Source organism: Algoriphagus terrigena DSM 22685 (assembly GCF_000429445.1).
Taxonomy (GTDB): domain Bacteria; phylum Bacteroidota; class Bacteroidia; order Cytophagales; family Cyclobacteriaceae; genus Algoriphagus; species Algoriphagus terrigena.
In genome coordinates this window covers 14,332-29,678 of record NZ_AUBW01000036.1, presented here as the reverse complement: position 1 = coordinate 29,678, position 15,347 = coordinate 14,332, and the positions used below count along the sequence as shown (strand labels likewise).

Annotated in this window: 11 protein-coding genes; 2 read left to right on the top strand and 9 right to left on the bottom strand. The window is 49.2% G+C overall.

The genetic code is table 11. The annotated features are described in order from the left end of the window. The first annotated feature begins 113 nt into the window (after nucleotides 1-113). The gene (locus G459_RS0122875; protein ID WP_026969691.1) at nucleotides 114-638 is read left to right on the top strand and encodes a 3'-5' exonuclease family protein; all 525 of its coding nucleotides are present in this window, start codon (nucleotides 114-116) and stop codon (nucleotides 636-638) included. 256 nt (nucleotides 639-894) lie between these two features. Here G459_RS0122875 and G459_RS0122865 read toward each other — a convergent pair whose 3' ends face one another. Then, nucleotides 895-4,239, bottom strand: coding sequence for a TonB-dependent receptor (locus G459_RS0122865; RefSeq protein WP_026969689.1), 3,345 nt, complete (start codon nucleotides 4,237-4,239; stop codon nucleotides 895-897). A gap of 347 nt (nucleotides 4,240-4,586) precedes the next feature. Here G459_RS0122865 and G459_RS0122860 point away from each other — a divergent pair, with 347 nt between their 5' ends. Then, nucleotides 4,587-5,276, top strand: coding sequence for a lysoplasmalogenase (locus G459_RS0122860; RefSeq protein ID WP_026969688.1), 690 nt, complete (start codon nucleotides 4,587-4,589; stop codon nucleotides 5,274-5,276). 8 nt (nucleotides 5,277-5,284) lie between these two features. Here G459_RS0122860 and G459_RS28345 read toward each other — a convergent pair whose 3' ends face one another. The 8 genes from G459_RS28345 to aspS form a co-directional block, all read right to left on the bottom strand. Next, nucleotides 5,285-6,580 carry a BatD family protein gene (locus tag G459_RS28345; protein ID WP_051315381.1) on the bottom strand — a complete coding sequence of 432 codons (1,296 nt, stop codon included), beginning with the start codon at nucleotides 6,578-6,580 and terminating at the stop codon, nucleotides 5,285-5,287. Next, the gene (locus tag G459_RS0122850) at nucleotides 6,564-8,294 is read right to left on the bottom strand and encodes a vWA domain-containing protein (RefSeq protein ID WP_026969687.1); all 1,731 of its coding nucleotides are present in this window, start codon (nucleotides 8,292-8,294) and stop codon (nucleotides 6,564-6,566) included. Before G459_RS0122850 ends, G459_RS28345 begins: the two co-directional genes overlap by 17 nt. Beyond that, nucleotides 8,287-9,294, bottom strand: a complete 1,008-nt coding sequence (locus G459_RS0122845; protein WP_026969686.1) for a VWA domain-containing protein — start codon at nucleotides 9,292-9,294, stop codon at nucleotides 8,287-8,289. Before G459_RS0122845 ends, G459_RS0122850 begins: the two co-directional genes overlap by 8 nt. Next, entirely contained in the window at nucleotides 9,278-9,778 is a 501-nt protein-coding gene (locus G459_RS0122840) for a DUF4381 domain-containing protein (RefSeq protein ID WP_035456754.1), read from the bottom strand. Before G459_RS0122840 ends, G459_RS0122845 begins: the two co-directional genes overlap by 17 nt. Continuing rightward, on the bottom strand, nucleotides 9,775-10,710 hold the full coding sequence (locus G459_RS0122835; protein WP_026969684.1) for a DUF58 domain-containing protein: 936 nt from the start codon (nucleotides 10,708-10,710) through the stop codon (nucleotides 9,775-9,777). The genes G459_RS0122840 and G459_RS0122835 overlap by 4 nt, the downstream gene beginning before the upstream one ends. A 12-nt stretch (nucleotides 10,711-10,722) precedes the next feature. Next, nucleotides 10,723-11,688: an AAA family ATPase gene (locus G459_RS0122830; protein WP_026969683.1), complete on the bottom strand. Its 966-nt coding sequence runs from the start codon at nucleotides 11,686-11,688 to the stop codon at nucleotides 10,723-10,725. Between the two features lie 85 nt (nucleotides 11,689-11,773). Next, a complete protein-coding gene (locus G459_RS0122825) occupies nucleotides 11,774-13,294 on the bottom strand; it encodes an arylsulfatase (protein WP_026969682.1) in 1,521 nt (506 codons plus the stop codon). 216 nt (nucleotides 13,295-13,510) lie between these two features. Beyond that, the gene (aspS, locus tag G459_RS0122820) at nucleotides 13,511-15,268 is read right to left on the bottom strand and encodes an aspartate--tRNA ligase (RefSeq protein ID WP_026969681.1); all 1,758 of its coding nucleotides are present in this window, start codon (nucleotides 15,266-15,268) and stop codon (nucleotides 13,511-13,513) included. Nucleotides 15,269-15,347: the final 79 nt, after the last annotated feature.

Sequence of the window (15,347 nt, the reverse complement as noted above, 5' to 3'; positions counted from 1 at the left end):
TACACTTGTAAACCTATAAAAGGACGAACCAAAAACAGTCAATCAGTATCAGGATTTAAACTATAACCTGTAAACTGTTTTTAGGACGAGTCAGTGAGTTTGATTTCATCAGCATGGCTTTTCAATTTGGCAATTCACCCCAGGAAATCGTCTGCAATGTGGGACTTGCTTTTGTGAAAAATGGAGAGCTCGTCCATTGGACCAATTACCATATTCTTCCCCCCGATGAGGAAGATGCGTTGCTTTTGCCAAATTGCCGTGAGGTCAGACTTCACGAAATAGAGCACGTTCAAAATTTTAGAAGACTTTGGGATTCTACGCTGTCAGAAATCTGCAATAACAATCTACTGGTGATCTATGATTCGGTAGTAGATCTGAGTATCCTTAAGACTTTATTTTTGAATTACGGGATAGAGAGTTTCAGCATTTGGTATACTGATGTCCTAGGTCTGCTTGAATTATCCGGGAATTACGAAAAATATGCTCAGTTAGGTCGAGAAATCGGGTTTAAAGTGAATCTTGGAGACAACGTGTGTGAAGATGCGGTGACCTGTGCGAATGTTTTCCATGAGCTTTCCAAAGTTTATCCAACCTATCGAAACTATGTAAGCCACTTGAATCCGGGGAATTATCAATAGGAATTCCATTGGATACTAATCCTGTCTGGAATAGCGATGGCAGCATTTTTCACATCGATTGGAAACAAGCTTTCACCTTTCTGGGTGTGGTCAATCACTACGTCAAATCCAACGCTGCGGACCGAAGTGGCTACTGTTGTAAGTTTCACCAGACGCGCCCGGGTCAAGTGATCAGTTTGATAAATAAAATGGACAAAAAAAAGCGCTCCAACCAGAGGAGCGCTTTTTAAAAAAGGTCAGGTTTTATTTTAAAACCTTAGAATATATATCTCAGACCAAACTGCATGCTCCAAGTGGTAGAGAAGCTACTTGCATTTTGGAATGGGGTAGTCGGCAGCTCTCCGGATACTCTGTTCATATTGAATTTAGGATTCTGTGATGCAGAACCTGATCGGGAAAGTAGGTTTTGCGCACCACTCAGGTTATCCTGAATACCCCAATCGGAGTTAAGCAGGTTGCCGAAGTTCACGATATCCAAGCTCAACTGGAGGGTATGCTTTCTGGAGCCGATGTTTGTGAAAACATCCTGAAGAACTCTTACGTCAAATCTGCTCAACCATGGCATCAAGAAAGCATTTCTTGGCACATACTGTCCGCGATATTGCTCCAGATCATTGTCTGCAATGTATTTGTCAAACGCAGCAGCTTGCTCAGCAGCTGTGAATACGACGTTTCCGCTTGCTACGATGTCAGTGAATACAATCTCACTCGTATTCTCCGGCAAGAACAAGATGTCAGCATTAATGCCGTCAGCATTGAAATCATTTCCATATAGATATGAGAATCGTCCTTGGTGAGAACCGGTATAATACATACCCACAGTAGTAGCCAGACGGTTCGCATATTCTATTCTATAGCTCAAGTTAGCCACTACTCTATGGGGAAGCGCGTAGTTTGAGATATTCATCATCTGCTCATTTGGGCTATTGATGCTTGGGCTAGCCAGCCATGCAGAGCTAGCTGATGAACCGGAGTTAGCACTGACTTCTTTCGCCTCAGAGTAGGTGTAGTATGCGCTACCGGAAAGACCTTTCCAATCTGGAACCAACAGTCCAACCGTCGCAGAGAATGCATGTCCTTTCAGGTCTGTGTTTGTCAAAACAGTTGCATTGTTGGCACCCATCGCTGGATTATACTGGATATCGCTTGGAGTCAAAGTAACCTCTCTGTCGTCACCTTCAGCGTAAGTCATCTTGTTTGGAGACTCTTTTCGGTTAGCACCAAACTGATATACCGCATTGATGTCTCTGGTGTAAAGGAGATCCGCAGTCAACACAAAAGGAGAATTACCCAATTGGTAATCTGCACCTAGGCTTGATCTCCATACCATTGGCATTCTGAACTCTGTGTCAACCAATGCGAAGGAACCCGGAGCACCTTCCTTAGGGCTGGTGATAAACACACTCTCCCCACCTGCAGGAGGATTTTCGACATAGTAATATTTCTCCGGCTGGAACCTGATATTTCCGATCCAAGGGGCAACTGCGGCATAGCTGCCAGGCTCAATGGTGTTTTGCAAGACACCTGCTCCGGTCGGCATGTTTGTCAGCCAAACGAAGGGAATACGGCCGGTGAAGACGCCTGTCCCACCCCTTACCACAAAACTTCTGTCTCCAGACACGTCGTAGTTAAATCCGAAACGCGGAGAAACCATCAATCTTGACTCTGGCCAGCTACCTGAATCGTAATTTTTAGGATTGCCGTCTGTATCCAGCAAAGTCAGGTCATTGATAGCCTGATTTGGAGTCAAATCATTCAAATATATAGGCAATTCGAATCTCACTCCGAAGGTCAAAGACAAACGGTCTGTAGCAGCAAACTTATCCTGTGCATACAGGGACGCCTGACCAAAATTGACTCTCGCGTAAGTCTCCTGCCCTTCGTACGGGTAGGTCAAGCCGAACATAATCGGCGCAACCTCAGTAGCAGTCCCCGTGGTCAGGAAATCTTCCACAGAGGCATATCTGTAATACGAAGTGCCCATTCTGGTGAAACTGTTTCCAAATTTCTGAACCTCATAAGCCGCACCCGCAGTCACAGTATGTTTACCCGTGATATAAGTCAGGTTGTTTGTGAATGAAAAGTTATCATTGATTACGTCGTTCTTATAGCTAAATAGCTCCGTACCAGCAGAGATGTAGTTTTTGTTTCCATCGCCTCTACCTGCATCCCAGATATCAATCATCGGGAAGAGCTGGTCGCTAGGAGTAGTTCTTAAGTCCTGAATCTTGGAGTAAGTGAACAGAAACTGGTTAGACACTTTAGAACTTATGGAGGAGTTCAATTCAGCGGTCAAAGATCTTACCGAGTTTTCAAAGCCATAGTTGGAATTCTCGAAGGCCATCGAATTTTGGGAAACGCGGTTGGCATCGCTGGTAGTTCTTGGACTTGGTCCTGACGAGCCGTTAGTCAACTGGTTGGAAATCCCAACGACTTGATTGTATCTCACAGCCAGCTTGTGCTTTTCATTGATGTTCCAGTCGACTCTTGCCAAAAATTTGGTGTTGTGCTGCTCGGCTTCGTCTGCGTAACCTTCGTATCTCCCTGGGTCATATCCCCACTGGTTGATCAAGTGGTTTCTAACTGCTTCCATTTCGGAAGTTTTTACCCGAGTGATGTTGTTTTCGGCGTCGGCAATACCGTCTTCCGACGATCTCCAAAGATTCGTTCCTGTCGCATTGGCACCGGTTAAATTTTCACGTTCAGCATTTACGAAGAAGAATAACTTGTTCTTGATGATCGGACCGCCGAGTCTAAAGCCGAAGTTTTTGGAACCTGCATCCACCGGTTCCAATTCATTGTCTCCGATTTTACTACCCTGTAAGTCCTGATTTTTTGTGAAATAATAAGCGGATCCCTGCAGTGTGTTTGTACCACTACGGGTTACCGCATTGATACCGGCACCGGTAAATCCTGACTGGGTCACATCAAAAGGAGCAATGTTTACAGAGATTTGTTCGATTGCATCCAGGGAAATTGGCTGAGCACTACCACCCGGAAGGGCGTTACCGCTTAGACCGAAACCGTTGTTGAAGTTTGCACCATCAACTTGGAAGTTATTGTATCGAGAATCCCGCCCTGCAAAAGAGTTGCCGTTAGCTTGAGGAGTCAGTCTGGTGAAGTCGGTGACAGACCTGTTGATCTGCGGAAGATCGGTGAGCTGTCTGGTAGAAATACTGGTAGAAGTACCTGTCTTGTTTGAATCAAACTCAGATGATTTGGCGGCGGAGACTAGAACTTCACCAAGCTCGGTACTGTCGTCCGTCAGCGTGACAGTGAGTAGATAGGGCTCTCCCAAACGCAAAATCACATTTTCAAATCCTGCAGACTGGTAGCCGATGAAGCTTACCTGAATCGTATAGGGTCCGCCGACTCTCATATTTGGAATGGTATATCTGCCATCTAAATTGGATACTGCGCCGTATCGCGTACCTGATGGCTGGTGCGTTGCGACGACATTTGCTCCCGGAAGGGCTTCACCTTGCGCATCGAGCACTTGCCCGGCTACGGAGCTTGTCGTGACTTGTGCCTGAGACACTCCAAGAGTAGTCATGACTACCAAGGCGAATGCCATCAAGTTTTTCAGTAAATTTTGCCTCATAAGTTTTTGTTTTGGTAAGATCTGTTTTGATAGAAAATCCCTGCAAAGTTAAGTTCGGGCCCGAGCAAGTCGGGGTAGTTAATATTAAGTTTTGCTGGTCAAATTTCACATTTTTTAACGAAAGCTTAATAACCCCTCCAAAACATTTTTTGTGTTTTTTTGAAGCCAAGGGCGAATTTTTTGAAGGAGTTTTAAAAAATATAAATTAAAAATTCGAAAATTTCAATGTCAATTGAACCCTGTTTGCACAATCAGTCATTTGAGCATATCCAAACTCAATTTCCCAGCGTACCAGAAACAGCAAACAATTCTAGTTACTTTAGCACACTACACAGAATATTATTCCATTGAGAGATAAAAACATTGTTTGGCTCTATTTGTTTTTGGCGGCGACTTTAGCCGACCTGGCCTTCGTGATCGAAGGAAACAGTGAGTTCAGATTCTATTCAAAACCCCTGATTCTTTTGGGGTTAATTGCGTATTTCTACCAGACTACCCGGCCGATTGCTTCCACTTTATTGACCAAATCAGTCCTCGGCGCACTGATTTTTTCCTGGATTGGAGACATCCTGCTGATGTGGCCCCAGCTCTTCGTCTATGGATTGGGATCGTTTCTGATGGCCCATGTATGCTACATCATCGGATTCCGGATCGCTCAGAGGAGCCCAACACGCTTGGAGCATGTCAATTTCGTCAAGTCGTTTTTCTTCAACCTGCCGATCTACCTGGCGGCGGCATTGGTCTTCTACCTGATCAATCCAGGCCTCGGCACGATGAAAATCCCGGTCATCGCTTACATCATTGTCATCGTGGGCATGGTCACTATGGCCCGGGACCGCTTCAAAAAATGTAATCCTGCTTCGTTTTGGCAGGTTTTCATCGGAGCGATCTTGTTTTTCATCTCCGACGGAGCGATTGCCATCAGCCGGTTTTTCCAGGATTTCCCGGAATCAGGGATTATTATCATGGGAACCTATGCCACTGCGCAACTTTTGATCGTGATGGGCATCCGGTCTTACCTGATCAATCCGAAGTAAAGAAGCTTCTAGGGGTTGATCCAGCTTGTCTCCTGCCGTGCTTCGCGATCCAAGTAGGATTGACGGGCTTTTTCCCATTCTCCCAGACTGATCGTCGAGAATCCCATCTTCGCCTTGGGCGCACTCTTAGCGCCAAACTTTCGAAGAAAATAGCCCACACTGGGTTCTTCCAGCTGCATCGAGTCTATCCAGGAGTAGAGCTTGGAAGAGATCTGAGCGGGATCGCCGGAGCGAAGGGCCTTTTTGAACTGATTGAAAAAATAAGGTTCTGAAACCCGGTAGGCGGCCCTTTTGACCTTCCCCCGTACGTAAAGCCTGCGAAGTGCTCGAAACAGGAAGATCAAAACAATGATTCCCGCCAAAAGTAATGCAGTAAACCGCCTCGGACTCATCCCGAGAATCTTCTTCGGCCCCGCTTCGGCTGTCTCTGCCAAGGCCTCGGCCTGCTCCTGCGCCAGGGAATCCCGCACAGTCGCCAGCACGCCCAGATCCGGATTGGGCTCCACCTGGATCGTCACCGCCTTGAGCGTACGCTTGTATAGCTTCTCATGGGCAGGATTGTACCAGGTAAAGACCATCTCTGGGATGGTCACTTCACCTTCTTTTTCAAAAAGGTAGCGCATCGTCTCCGTACGGGAAGCACTGATGGAGGTCTTGTCCTTATTGTTGCTGACTGCACTTCGGGAAGGGTACTCGCTGACTCCGGGGAGGCTGTCCCAGGCAATAGGAGGTATCAACTCGGAAACCGTACCATACGCCGTTCGGGAAATTTGCCGCTGCAATACGTCGCCTACCTTCACCTGCTTTGGGGCAACATTCCAGTGATCGCTGACGCTGAGCCCACCCGCCACCAGCCATTCGCCGGATGCAAAAGATGCCGGAGCCGGCTTTACTTTGATGGTTTTCTCTTTAGTCTTGACTGTATGCTTTATTCCTTTGTAGCCACCCGGAGCCGGAGATTCCACTTCGATATCCAAGACCGGAAAAGTCACATCCCCGGTTTCGTAGGGAAAGACATTGTAGATCAACTCTACCCCCGCGTAATTTTTCCCGTCTCTCTGAAACGAAGTACTCACCGGTCTGAAATACACCGAGAAAGCGTCCTGAACCTTGATATTTCCCAGATCCAAGCCAGTCGTAAACCAAGTGGAAGTGTACACTTTCACAGATACGCTCACCGGCTCGCCCACGTAGACCGAACTCTTGTTTAGCGTCACGTCTGCCCAGATGGTCTGCGCGAAGGTCTGGATCGACAAACCCAGCCAAAATCCCACCACCGCGATCAGCTTACCATTTCTTGCCATCTGCTTTGGGTTTTAGTTTTTTCTCCTTCACCTGAAACTCAAACTTCCGCTTCAGAAACAAGGCCGGATCATCGTCCACCTTGCGCATCAATATCGTCCCGGTCATCGGTTGGATGGAAGATTGCCCCAAGTCATCGGGCACCTCATCCAGCTCCTTGCCCGTGTGGACATTGGAGGTCACGGTTTCTTCATTGCGGGAAGTCTCCATGTCCTTTTTGGTTGCCTCCTGGCCTCCGCCGCCGAGGTTTTCCATACTGTCGTTTTGCCTGTTTTGAGCCTTTTTGCCCTGATCTCCGTCCTGAGCTTCTTCAGCTTTTTGAGGAGTCATGTCATCCTCGCCTCTGGATAGCTGCTGCATTTGCTGACTGGCCTGTTGGGCTGGCGCAAAGTCAGGATCCAACTCCGACGCCGACCGAAACGCCAGCATTGCCGACAGCGTATCGCCGGATTGGAAATAGGCCAAGCCGAGATTAAAAGCCCCCTGAGCAGTCGTGTCTTGCTGAAAATCCTCAATGGCATCAGCATAATTCCCGGCTTTGAAATTCGCCACGCCCTTTCTCATCGGATCTTCAAAGCGCTGTGCCGCCTCGGCAAAATCGCCTCTGTCGCTGAGCTTTTGACCCTGAAAATCCGGCGTGTACCAAAGCTCCGAAAACTTCGATCCGTCGGTGCAGGAAGAGAATACTACCAGCACCAAGCCATAGATCACCCAACCACGGCGAAACCAGAGCAGCAGCAATGCCGCCATCGGGATCACGAGAAGCAGCCCCATATCGCGCCAGTCGTCGTCCTTTTCTTCGGGCTTTTCGGTGAATTTGAGGTTGTCAGCGATCGACTTGCTGATCAGCGCCACGTCGCTGTCGTCCAGCGTCAGCTCGTGCACCGAAACCCGATCCAGCGAGGAAAGCTGCGAAAGAATCTGTCGGTCAAGCGAGGAATGAATCGGATTGCCTTGTTCATCTTTGAAATATGCCCGCGAATTAGGCATCGGTACATCAGCTCCCGCATCAGTACTCATGGGAATCACCGCTACTTTTCCAGGATGGACCTGCGCAAAACCCTGTATCGCAGCAAACTCGCTTTCGCCCAAATCGTCAGAAAGCAGCACCACCGTGCCCGGTGCATCGGTCACGCTCATCACGGAGTCAGCCATTGCAAAAGCTACGTCCAAATCCGAACCCGGGAAAGGCATCACCGAAGGGGTCAAGCCGTCGATATGACTGGTGATGATCTCGTAGTCGCGTGTCAGCGGCACGATGGTGTGGGCCGTTCCGGCAAAACCAATGAGCGCCACACGCGCCTGTGGATTTTGCTTCAACAGGTCATTGATCTTGAATTTGGCGCGCTCCAGCCGGTTGGGCTGCAAGTCCGTCGCCATCATACTTTGGGAAAGGTCCAGCAAGATGACCACGGGAGTTTCGAGCTGTTGTCCCGGCACCTCCACTTTCTTCCAGGTCGGCCCGGCCAGCGCAAGTATTCCAAGACTCAGTGCCAGCAAAAGGATGAGCTGCATGCCGTATTTCGAGGCCTCATTTCCTTTTTTGATCACATATGGTCTCAGATGCGGCGCGATTACTTTCGTCCAGGCGAGCTCCTGTCGCATACTGACCAATCCGAGCAGCGAGATGAGCACTACCGGCATCAGCAGCCAAAGAAATTTCATTCGGAGGAAGTGAAAAGCATCCCAGTCGATCGGAAATATGCCGTCAAACATAGCTTTCCTCCTTTCTTGTCAGGCCTTTGATCAGCTGGATAGAAGCTCCTAGCAAGGCGCTCAGTATCAACAATCCCAAAGCGGCTCCCAAGGGATAATGGTAAAGCAAGGTCACCGGCCGGTTTTCCATCTCCTCATACTCGATCGGCTCCAGCTTATCCACCTCGTCGTAGATCTCAGCAAGTCTGTCTTCATCTTTCGCCAAAAAATATTGCCCTCCGGTCAGCTCGGCGATCTCCTGCAGGGTCTTTTCGTCCAAGTCGGTCCCTTCCTTGCCGGGATCACCGATACCGATGGTATAGATTATTATCGAGTCCTTTTGGGCAAGATCCGCCGCATCCAGTGGCAGCACATCATCCCCGGAGTCAATCCCGTCAGTGAGCAGAAGCATCACCTTGGTCTTGATCGTATCCTTGTCAAACATCCCGACACCCTTTGTGATCGCCTTGCCGAGGTGGGTCATCTGCCCGGCCATCCCCACATCCGCCTCATCGAGCATCTGGGTCACCGTGACCAGATCCGGGGTGAAGGGTGCTTGGATATAGGCATTGGATCCAAAGAAGATCAACCCCATCCGGTCTCCTTTTCGCTTTTGGATAAAGTCGTGCATGACACCCTTTACCCCATCCCATCTCCTGGCTTTTTGCCCGTCGGTGAGCCAGTCATTCTGAGCCATGCTGAAAGAGATATCTGCAGCGATCAGAAAATTCCGGGAAGTCTTCACCTTCATCTCCGGTTTGCCGACCAACTGTGGGGAAGAAAGCGCCGCCAAAAGCAGCACCCAACTCAGGCCCAATACCAGCCACTGAAAAAAATTCTTCCGCTTCACTAATGCTGATTTTCGCGGTTTCTGACCCGTATAACTCAAGGCTTTTTCATAGGTGGGCAAGGTGATCGACGCACTTTTCATCCGCAGTGGCGGAAGCAGCCAATAGATCAGCAGCGGCAAGGGCAGCAGCCATAAGACCCACAGGTACGCTATTTCAAAGTTTGACGGCATGTGTTCTTACCCATTGTTTGGCGTTGGACAAAATCTGACGCTGCACGTCAGGTGCGATGGGCACAGCTTGATAGATCGCGGTTTGGATGGATTTCTCCTGGGTGACCAGCGTGACGTTTTTGCCGGTTTGCTCCAGAAATCTGAGCCACTCGATACCCGACATCGCGCCGACTTTATCCCTGCCAAAAGCATGAATAGCCGTCCGCTTCAGCACCACAAAGATCTCCAGCGCCTGATCCGGCCTGATCGAATCCAAGCTCTTCAAAGCTTCCCGGCGATAGAAGTTCCGTTGATAATGCCGATACCAGAAATATGCGGCAATCAACAATCCCAGCAGAATCAGGCCCCCCAAGACCGGCCAGCCGATGGTTTCAAACGTGAACTGAACCGGATCGGGCTCGTATAGCTTGCCCATCTCAAACGGTGCGAGTGCATTTGCCACGGTATCTGAAGCGGTCGCTATGCTGTCTTGCAACTGGATCATTTGGCAGGGGATTTGAAAAGATCCTTGATCTGTTGGTCGATCGGCTGGACGGTATCGATCTGAAAAATCGGTATCCGGTGCTTTTTCAGCTTGACCTGGAATTCCTGGAAATCGGCATCAAAGCCTTCTTCAAACTTTTTACGCAGGGATTTTTCCTTTCCATCCACGGCAACTTGCGTTCGCTCATCTCCTGCGACAAACTTTACTTCCGCAATATCACGCTCAAACGGATCGGTAATCTTTGCCAAGATCACGTCATTGTGCTGGGACAGCATCGTGACAGATTTCAGCACGCTGGGCGAATAGCGGTGAAAATCACTGATGATTAGGATCAAGAAATCGTGGGTGACAATGTTTTGGGTCTTGGCGGTTACGTCTTTGAGTAGATCCTCAAAACTCCCGGTTTTGCCCGATGCGAGCTCGTGATTGCGCTTTACGATATTTTCAAAAAATCTCAGAATATTCCTTCTGTCCCGCTTCGGAAAAACGATGTCACTTTCCTGGTCGTTGAAGACTATACCACCTACCCGGTCGCCTTCCTTTAGAATCCGAAATGCTGCCAAAGCAGCAAGCTCGGCGGCGACCACTGATTTGGTCTTTTTCTGTGAACCGAAAAACATCGATTTCGACTGATCAACGAGGATTAGCGCGGGCTTTTCTTTTTCCTCACTGAAAACCCGCGTGTGGGTTTCCCGGGTGCGGGCAGTGACTTTCCAGTCGATATTCCGGATATCGTCGCCTTTCACATACTGGCGGACTTCTTCAAAATCGAGCCCGCGCCCCCTGAGTTTGGAGGCATGTTTGCCCCCTAGGATGCTTTTCACCCGCTGCTTTCTAGCCAGCAAGTCAAAATGATGGGCATAGCGTTCCATACCCAGCAAGTCCTTCAGGGAACAAAAAATATCAGCGGGAAAGGTCGTCTCTTTAGCCATTCGAAATAAATTCTAAGCCACCACTGCCACTTTTTTGAGAATCTCATCCAAGACTTGGTCCGCATTAATTCCCTCTGCATTGGCCTCATAGCTGAGGATTAATCGATGACGAAGGCAGTCATGAACTACTGCCCGAACATCCTCCGGTGTCACGAAGTCGCTTCCACTCATCCAGGCGTGGGTTCTGGAGGCACGATCCAGCGCGATACTTCCCCTCGGGCTGGCGCCATAGTCCAGCCACCCGTCGAGTTCTTCACTGTATTTCTTTGGAAAACGGGTGGCGGAGATAAGGTCCACGATGTATTTCTCCATGGCTTCAGAGATCTTGACCTGGCTGATTTCTTTCCTGGCATCGAAGATGACTTGGGGCGAAAGCTTTTCTTTTTTCTCGCTTTTTCCACCTCCCTGCTCATTTCTGTTAAGTCGCATGATGGCAAGCTCAGAAGCGTCATCGGGATAGCTGATGACCACATGCATGAGAAAGCGGTCCATTTGGGCTTCGGGAAGCGGATAGGTTCCTTCTTGCTCCACGGGGTTTTGAGTTGCCATGACCATGAAGAGCGGCTCCATCTTGTAGGTTTTTCCAGCCACAGAGACCTGCCGCTCTTCCATGGCTTCCAATAGCGCAGACTGCACCTTCGCCGGAGCCCGGTTGATCTCATCGGCCAGGATCAGATTGCTGAAGATGGGACCTTGCTGAAAGACAAACTTTTCCTTCAGCTCGGGCTGGTAGATCTCCGTACCAGTGACGTCAGAGGGCAACAGATCCGGCGTAAACTGAATTCTACTCAAACCGCAGTCCAGTTCGCTCGCCAAGGTCTTGATCGCTCTGGTCTTTGCCAAGCCCGGAAGGCCTTCCAGCAGCATATTCCCATCGGCGAGTAAGACCAAGATCAGGCGATCAATCAGGTCTTCCTGACCGATAATGGAAGCAGACATTCTTTTTTTGAGCTCCTGTATCGCTTCTTGTGGGGTCATAAAAACAGCTTTAAAAATTAAAATGACAGGTAATAAAAAAGGTTATCCGGGAAAATACCGGATAACCTTTGGTGATGGCTGAAGACTAGTTTCTAGCGGGACTCGCTAACTGCTGCACTACTTTGTCCACAGAAAGCGAAGAGCCCGTTTGAGGAGGAAAATCCTTAAAGGTTGACAAAAACTGAGCTGCGAACCGTTGAGCAGGAACAAACAGCCACATGTTTTCGCCATACCATTTGGTATACAAACCAGATTCAAACGAAACCTCATAAGGATCAGCCCTCAAATTGATAGCAAGTGGCCAGCTCGGCGACTTGCGGTAAGCTGTGTTAATCGCCCCGTCCATGATTGAAAAATGCAGCTTCCACATCTCATAACGGATTGCATTCAGATTGCCTCCTGCATCAAAGTAGAAGATCTCCTTCCTAGGAGATTCTTTCACCTCACCCTTCAAAAACGGCAACATGTTGTAGCCATCCAAGTGCTGCTTGAATGTCTTTCCATTTGCCTGATAGCCGGTCAGCACTTTTTCTTTGATATTAGGCTCTCCGGCAGCGGCCACCAAGGTAGGCATCATGTCCTCGTGGGAGAAGATATCATTGTACACTGTACCGGGCTTGATCACACCCGGCCAACGGATTGCCGCAGGCACACGGAAACCACCTTCCCATGTAGTACCTTTTTCTCCCCTAAACGGTGTTGATCCCCCATCCGGCCAGCTAAATTTCTCCGCTCCGTTATCGGTAGAATACATCACGATGGTATTGTCCGTGATACCCAGCTCGTCCAGCTTGTCCAGGATTCTGCCTACGGCTTTGTCGTGTTCTACCATTCCGTCAGGATAGAGACCGATGCCAGTCACGCCCACGCTCTCTTCTTTTAGGTGAGTCCAAACGTGCATTCGGGTAGCACTCAGCCATACAAAGAATGGCTTACCATCTGCATGAGCTTTCTCTATGAAAGCAATCGCCGCATTTTCAAATTCTTCATCTACCGTCTCCATCCGCTTAATGGTCAAGGGGCCTGTATCCTGGATGTTGCCATCCGCGGTACTGTGGATAACTCCGCGTGGACCAAATTTTTTGCGGAACTCGGGATCCTTTGGATAGTAGTATCCTTCCGGTTCCTCCTCAGCATTCAGGTGATAAAGGTTTCCAAAAAACTCGTCAAAGCCGTGGTTTGTCGGTAAGTGCTCATCCTGATCACCCAGGTGGTTTTTGCCAAACTGGCCAGTAGCATAGCCCTGCGGCTTCAGCAAATCTGCAATAGTCGGCTGAGTCGCCTTGACCCCATGCGGGTCACCTGGCATACCGATTGTCAAGAGCCCGGTTCTGAACGGATGCTGCCCGAGGATAAATGCCGCACGTCCCGCGGTGCACGACTGCTGTCCATACCAGTCTGTGAACACGGCACCTTCCTTGGCAATCCGGTCAATGTTGGGCGTTTTGTAGCCCATAAGTCCATTGTTGTTGAACCCAACGTTGGACCACCCGATGTCATCCCCCCATATCACGAGGATGTTGGGTTTGTCCTGCGCCTGCGCCACCATCGGCACAAACAGAAGAAGCAGGACTGCGGTTTTGAGAAGAGAAAATTTGTTTTTCATATCGATAAGTTAAAAGTGATTCGATTCCTGAAACATTGTAATTTTTACTTGATAAAAGTCAAATGGAGTAAACTTTACGGTATGAATATATATGTTAATCTATATTCAGTCAAAATCTAGGGGCGCTAAGTTTTTGAAAACGACTATTTTTTTGACATCAAAAAACCCATCCCGCTAGTTGCAGGATGGGTTATTTAGTCTCTTATATCTAAAATCTCATTTCTCGCTCAAACTCACCCGGATGGACAGTTCTTTCAACTGCTCATCGGCAATCGTACTCGGTGAGTCGATCATGACGTCTCTGCCGGAGTTGTTTTTAGGGAAAGCGATGTAGTCACGGATGGAATCAGATCCTCCGAAGATGGCGCAGATCCTATCGAAGCCAAAGGCAATGCCTCCGTGTGGCGGCGCGCCGTATTCGAAGGCTTCCATCAGGAATCCAAACTGCTTTTGTGCTTCCTCATCGCTAAAGCCCAGATGTCTAAACATCATCTGCTGCGTCCCGCGGTCGTGAATACGGATAGAACCTCCGCCGACTTCCACGCCGTTGATCACGAGATCATAGGCATTGGCGCGAACTGCTCCCGGATCGGTGTCCAGCAAAGCAATATCCTCCGGCTTGGGAGACGTGAATGGGTGGTGCATCGCGTGGTAACGCTTGGTCTCCTCATCCCATTCCAAAAGCGGGAAATCCACCACCCAAAGCGGTTTAAACTTAGTTCTGTCGCGAAGTCCCAGATCCTCACCCATCTTCAGTCTCAGCTCAGAGAGCTGCTTGCGGGCGGTGTTGGCGTCTCCACTTAGGATCAGCATCAGGTCACCTGGCTCTGCACCAAATGCGTCCGCCCAAGTCTTGAGATCTTCCGGGGAATAAAACTTATCCACACTGGATTTGAGCGTGCCGTCTTCGTTGTAACGAACGTAGATCATGCCTTTAGCACCGATCTGCGGGCGCTTCAACCATTCGGTCAGATCGTCGATCTGCTTTCTGGTATAGCCCGCCGCGCCTTTGGCACAAATCCCAACGACCAGCTCAGCATTGTCAAAGATCGCGAAGTCTTTTCCCTTGGCCAGTTCATTGAGCTCGACAAATTTCATATCAAAGCGAAGATCCGGTTTGTCATTTCCGTATCCTTTCATCGCATCCGCAAAGGTCATGTGCTCGACATAGCCGAGATCGATTCCCTTTACTGCCGAAAACAGATGCTTTACCAAGCCCTCGAAGGTGTTCAAGATATCCTCTTGCGTGACGAAGGCCATCTCACAGTCAATCTGGGTAAACTCAGGCTGACGGTCTGCCCGTAAATCCTCATCACGGAAGCACTTGACGATCTGGAAATACCGGTCAAAGCCGGAAACCATCAGTAATTGCTTAAAGGTCTGGGGAGACTGAGGCAGTGCATAAAATTCACCCGGATTTGCCCGGCTTGGCACCACAAAATCCCTCGCTCCTTCGGGAGTTGACTTGATCAACACAGGAGTCTCCACTTCGATGAAATCCTGCCCGTCCATGTATCTGCGGGTTTCCTGCATCATGCGGTGACGGAGTTGCAGCTTTTCACGCACGACCCCACGTCTCAGATCGAGGTAGCGGTACTTCATCCGGAGCTCGTCGCCACCGTCTGTCTCGTCCTCGATGATAAACGGAGGCACCTTGGCAGCATTGAGTACTTCCAGTTTGCTGACCTTGATCTCGATCGAACCTGTCGGCATTTTATCATTTTTGGCGGTACGTTCGATGACTGTCCCAGTAGCTGAGACCACAAATTCACGTCCGAGCTGCGCTGCTTTTTCGAGCAGGCTTTTTTCGGAAGATCCCTCTTCAAAAATCAACTGCGTCAAGCCATATCGATCACGAAGATCCACCCAGATCAATCCACCTTTGTTGCGGACGCGCTGAACCCAGCCCGCAAGGGTCACTTCCTGATTTACATGGTCGAGGCGCAATTCGCCGCAAGTGTGAGATCTCAACATTTTGATTCCTTGATTTTTTGGGAGGTCAAAGATAAATAATTGATCCAGAGATCAGCGTCTCTGGTTTGAAGATTCGCAA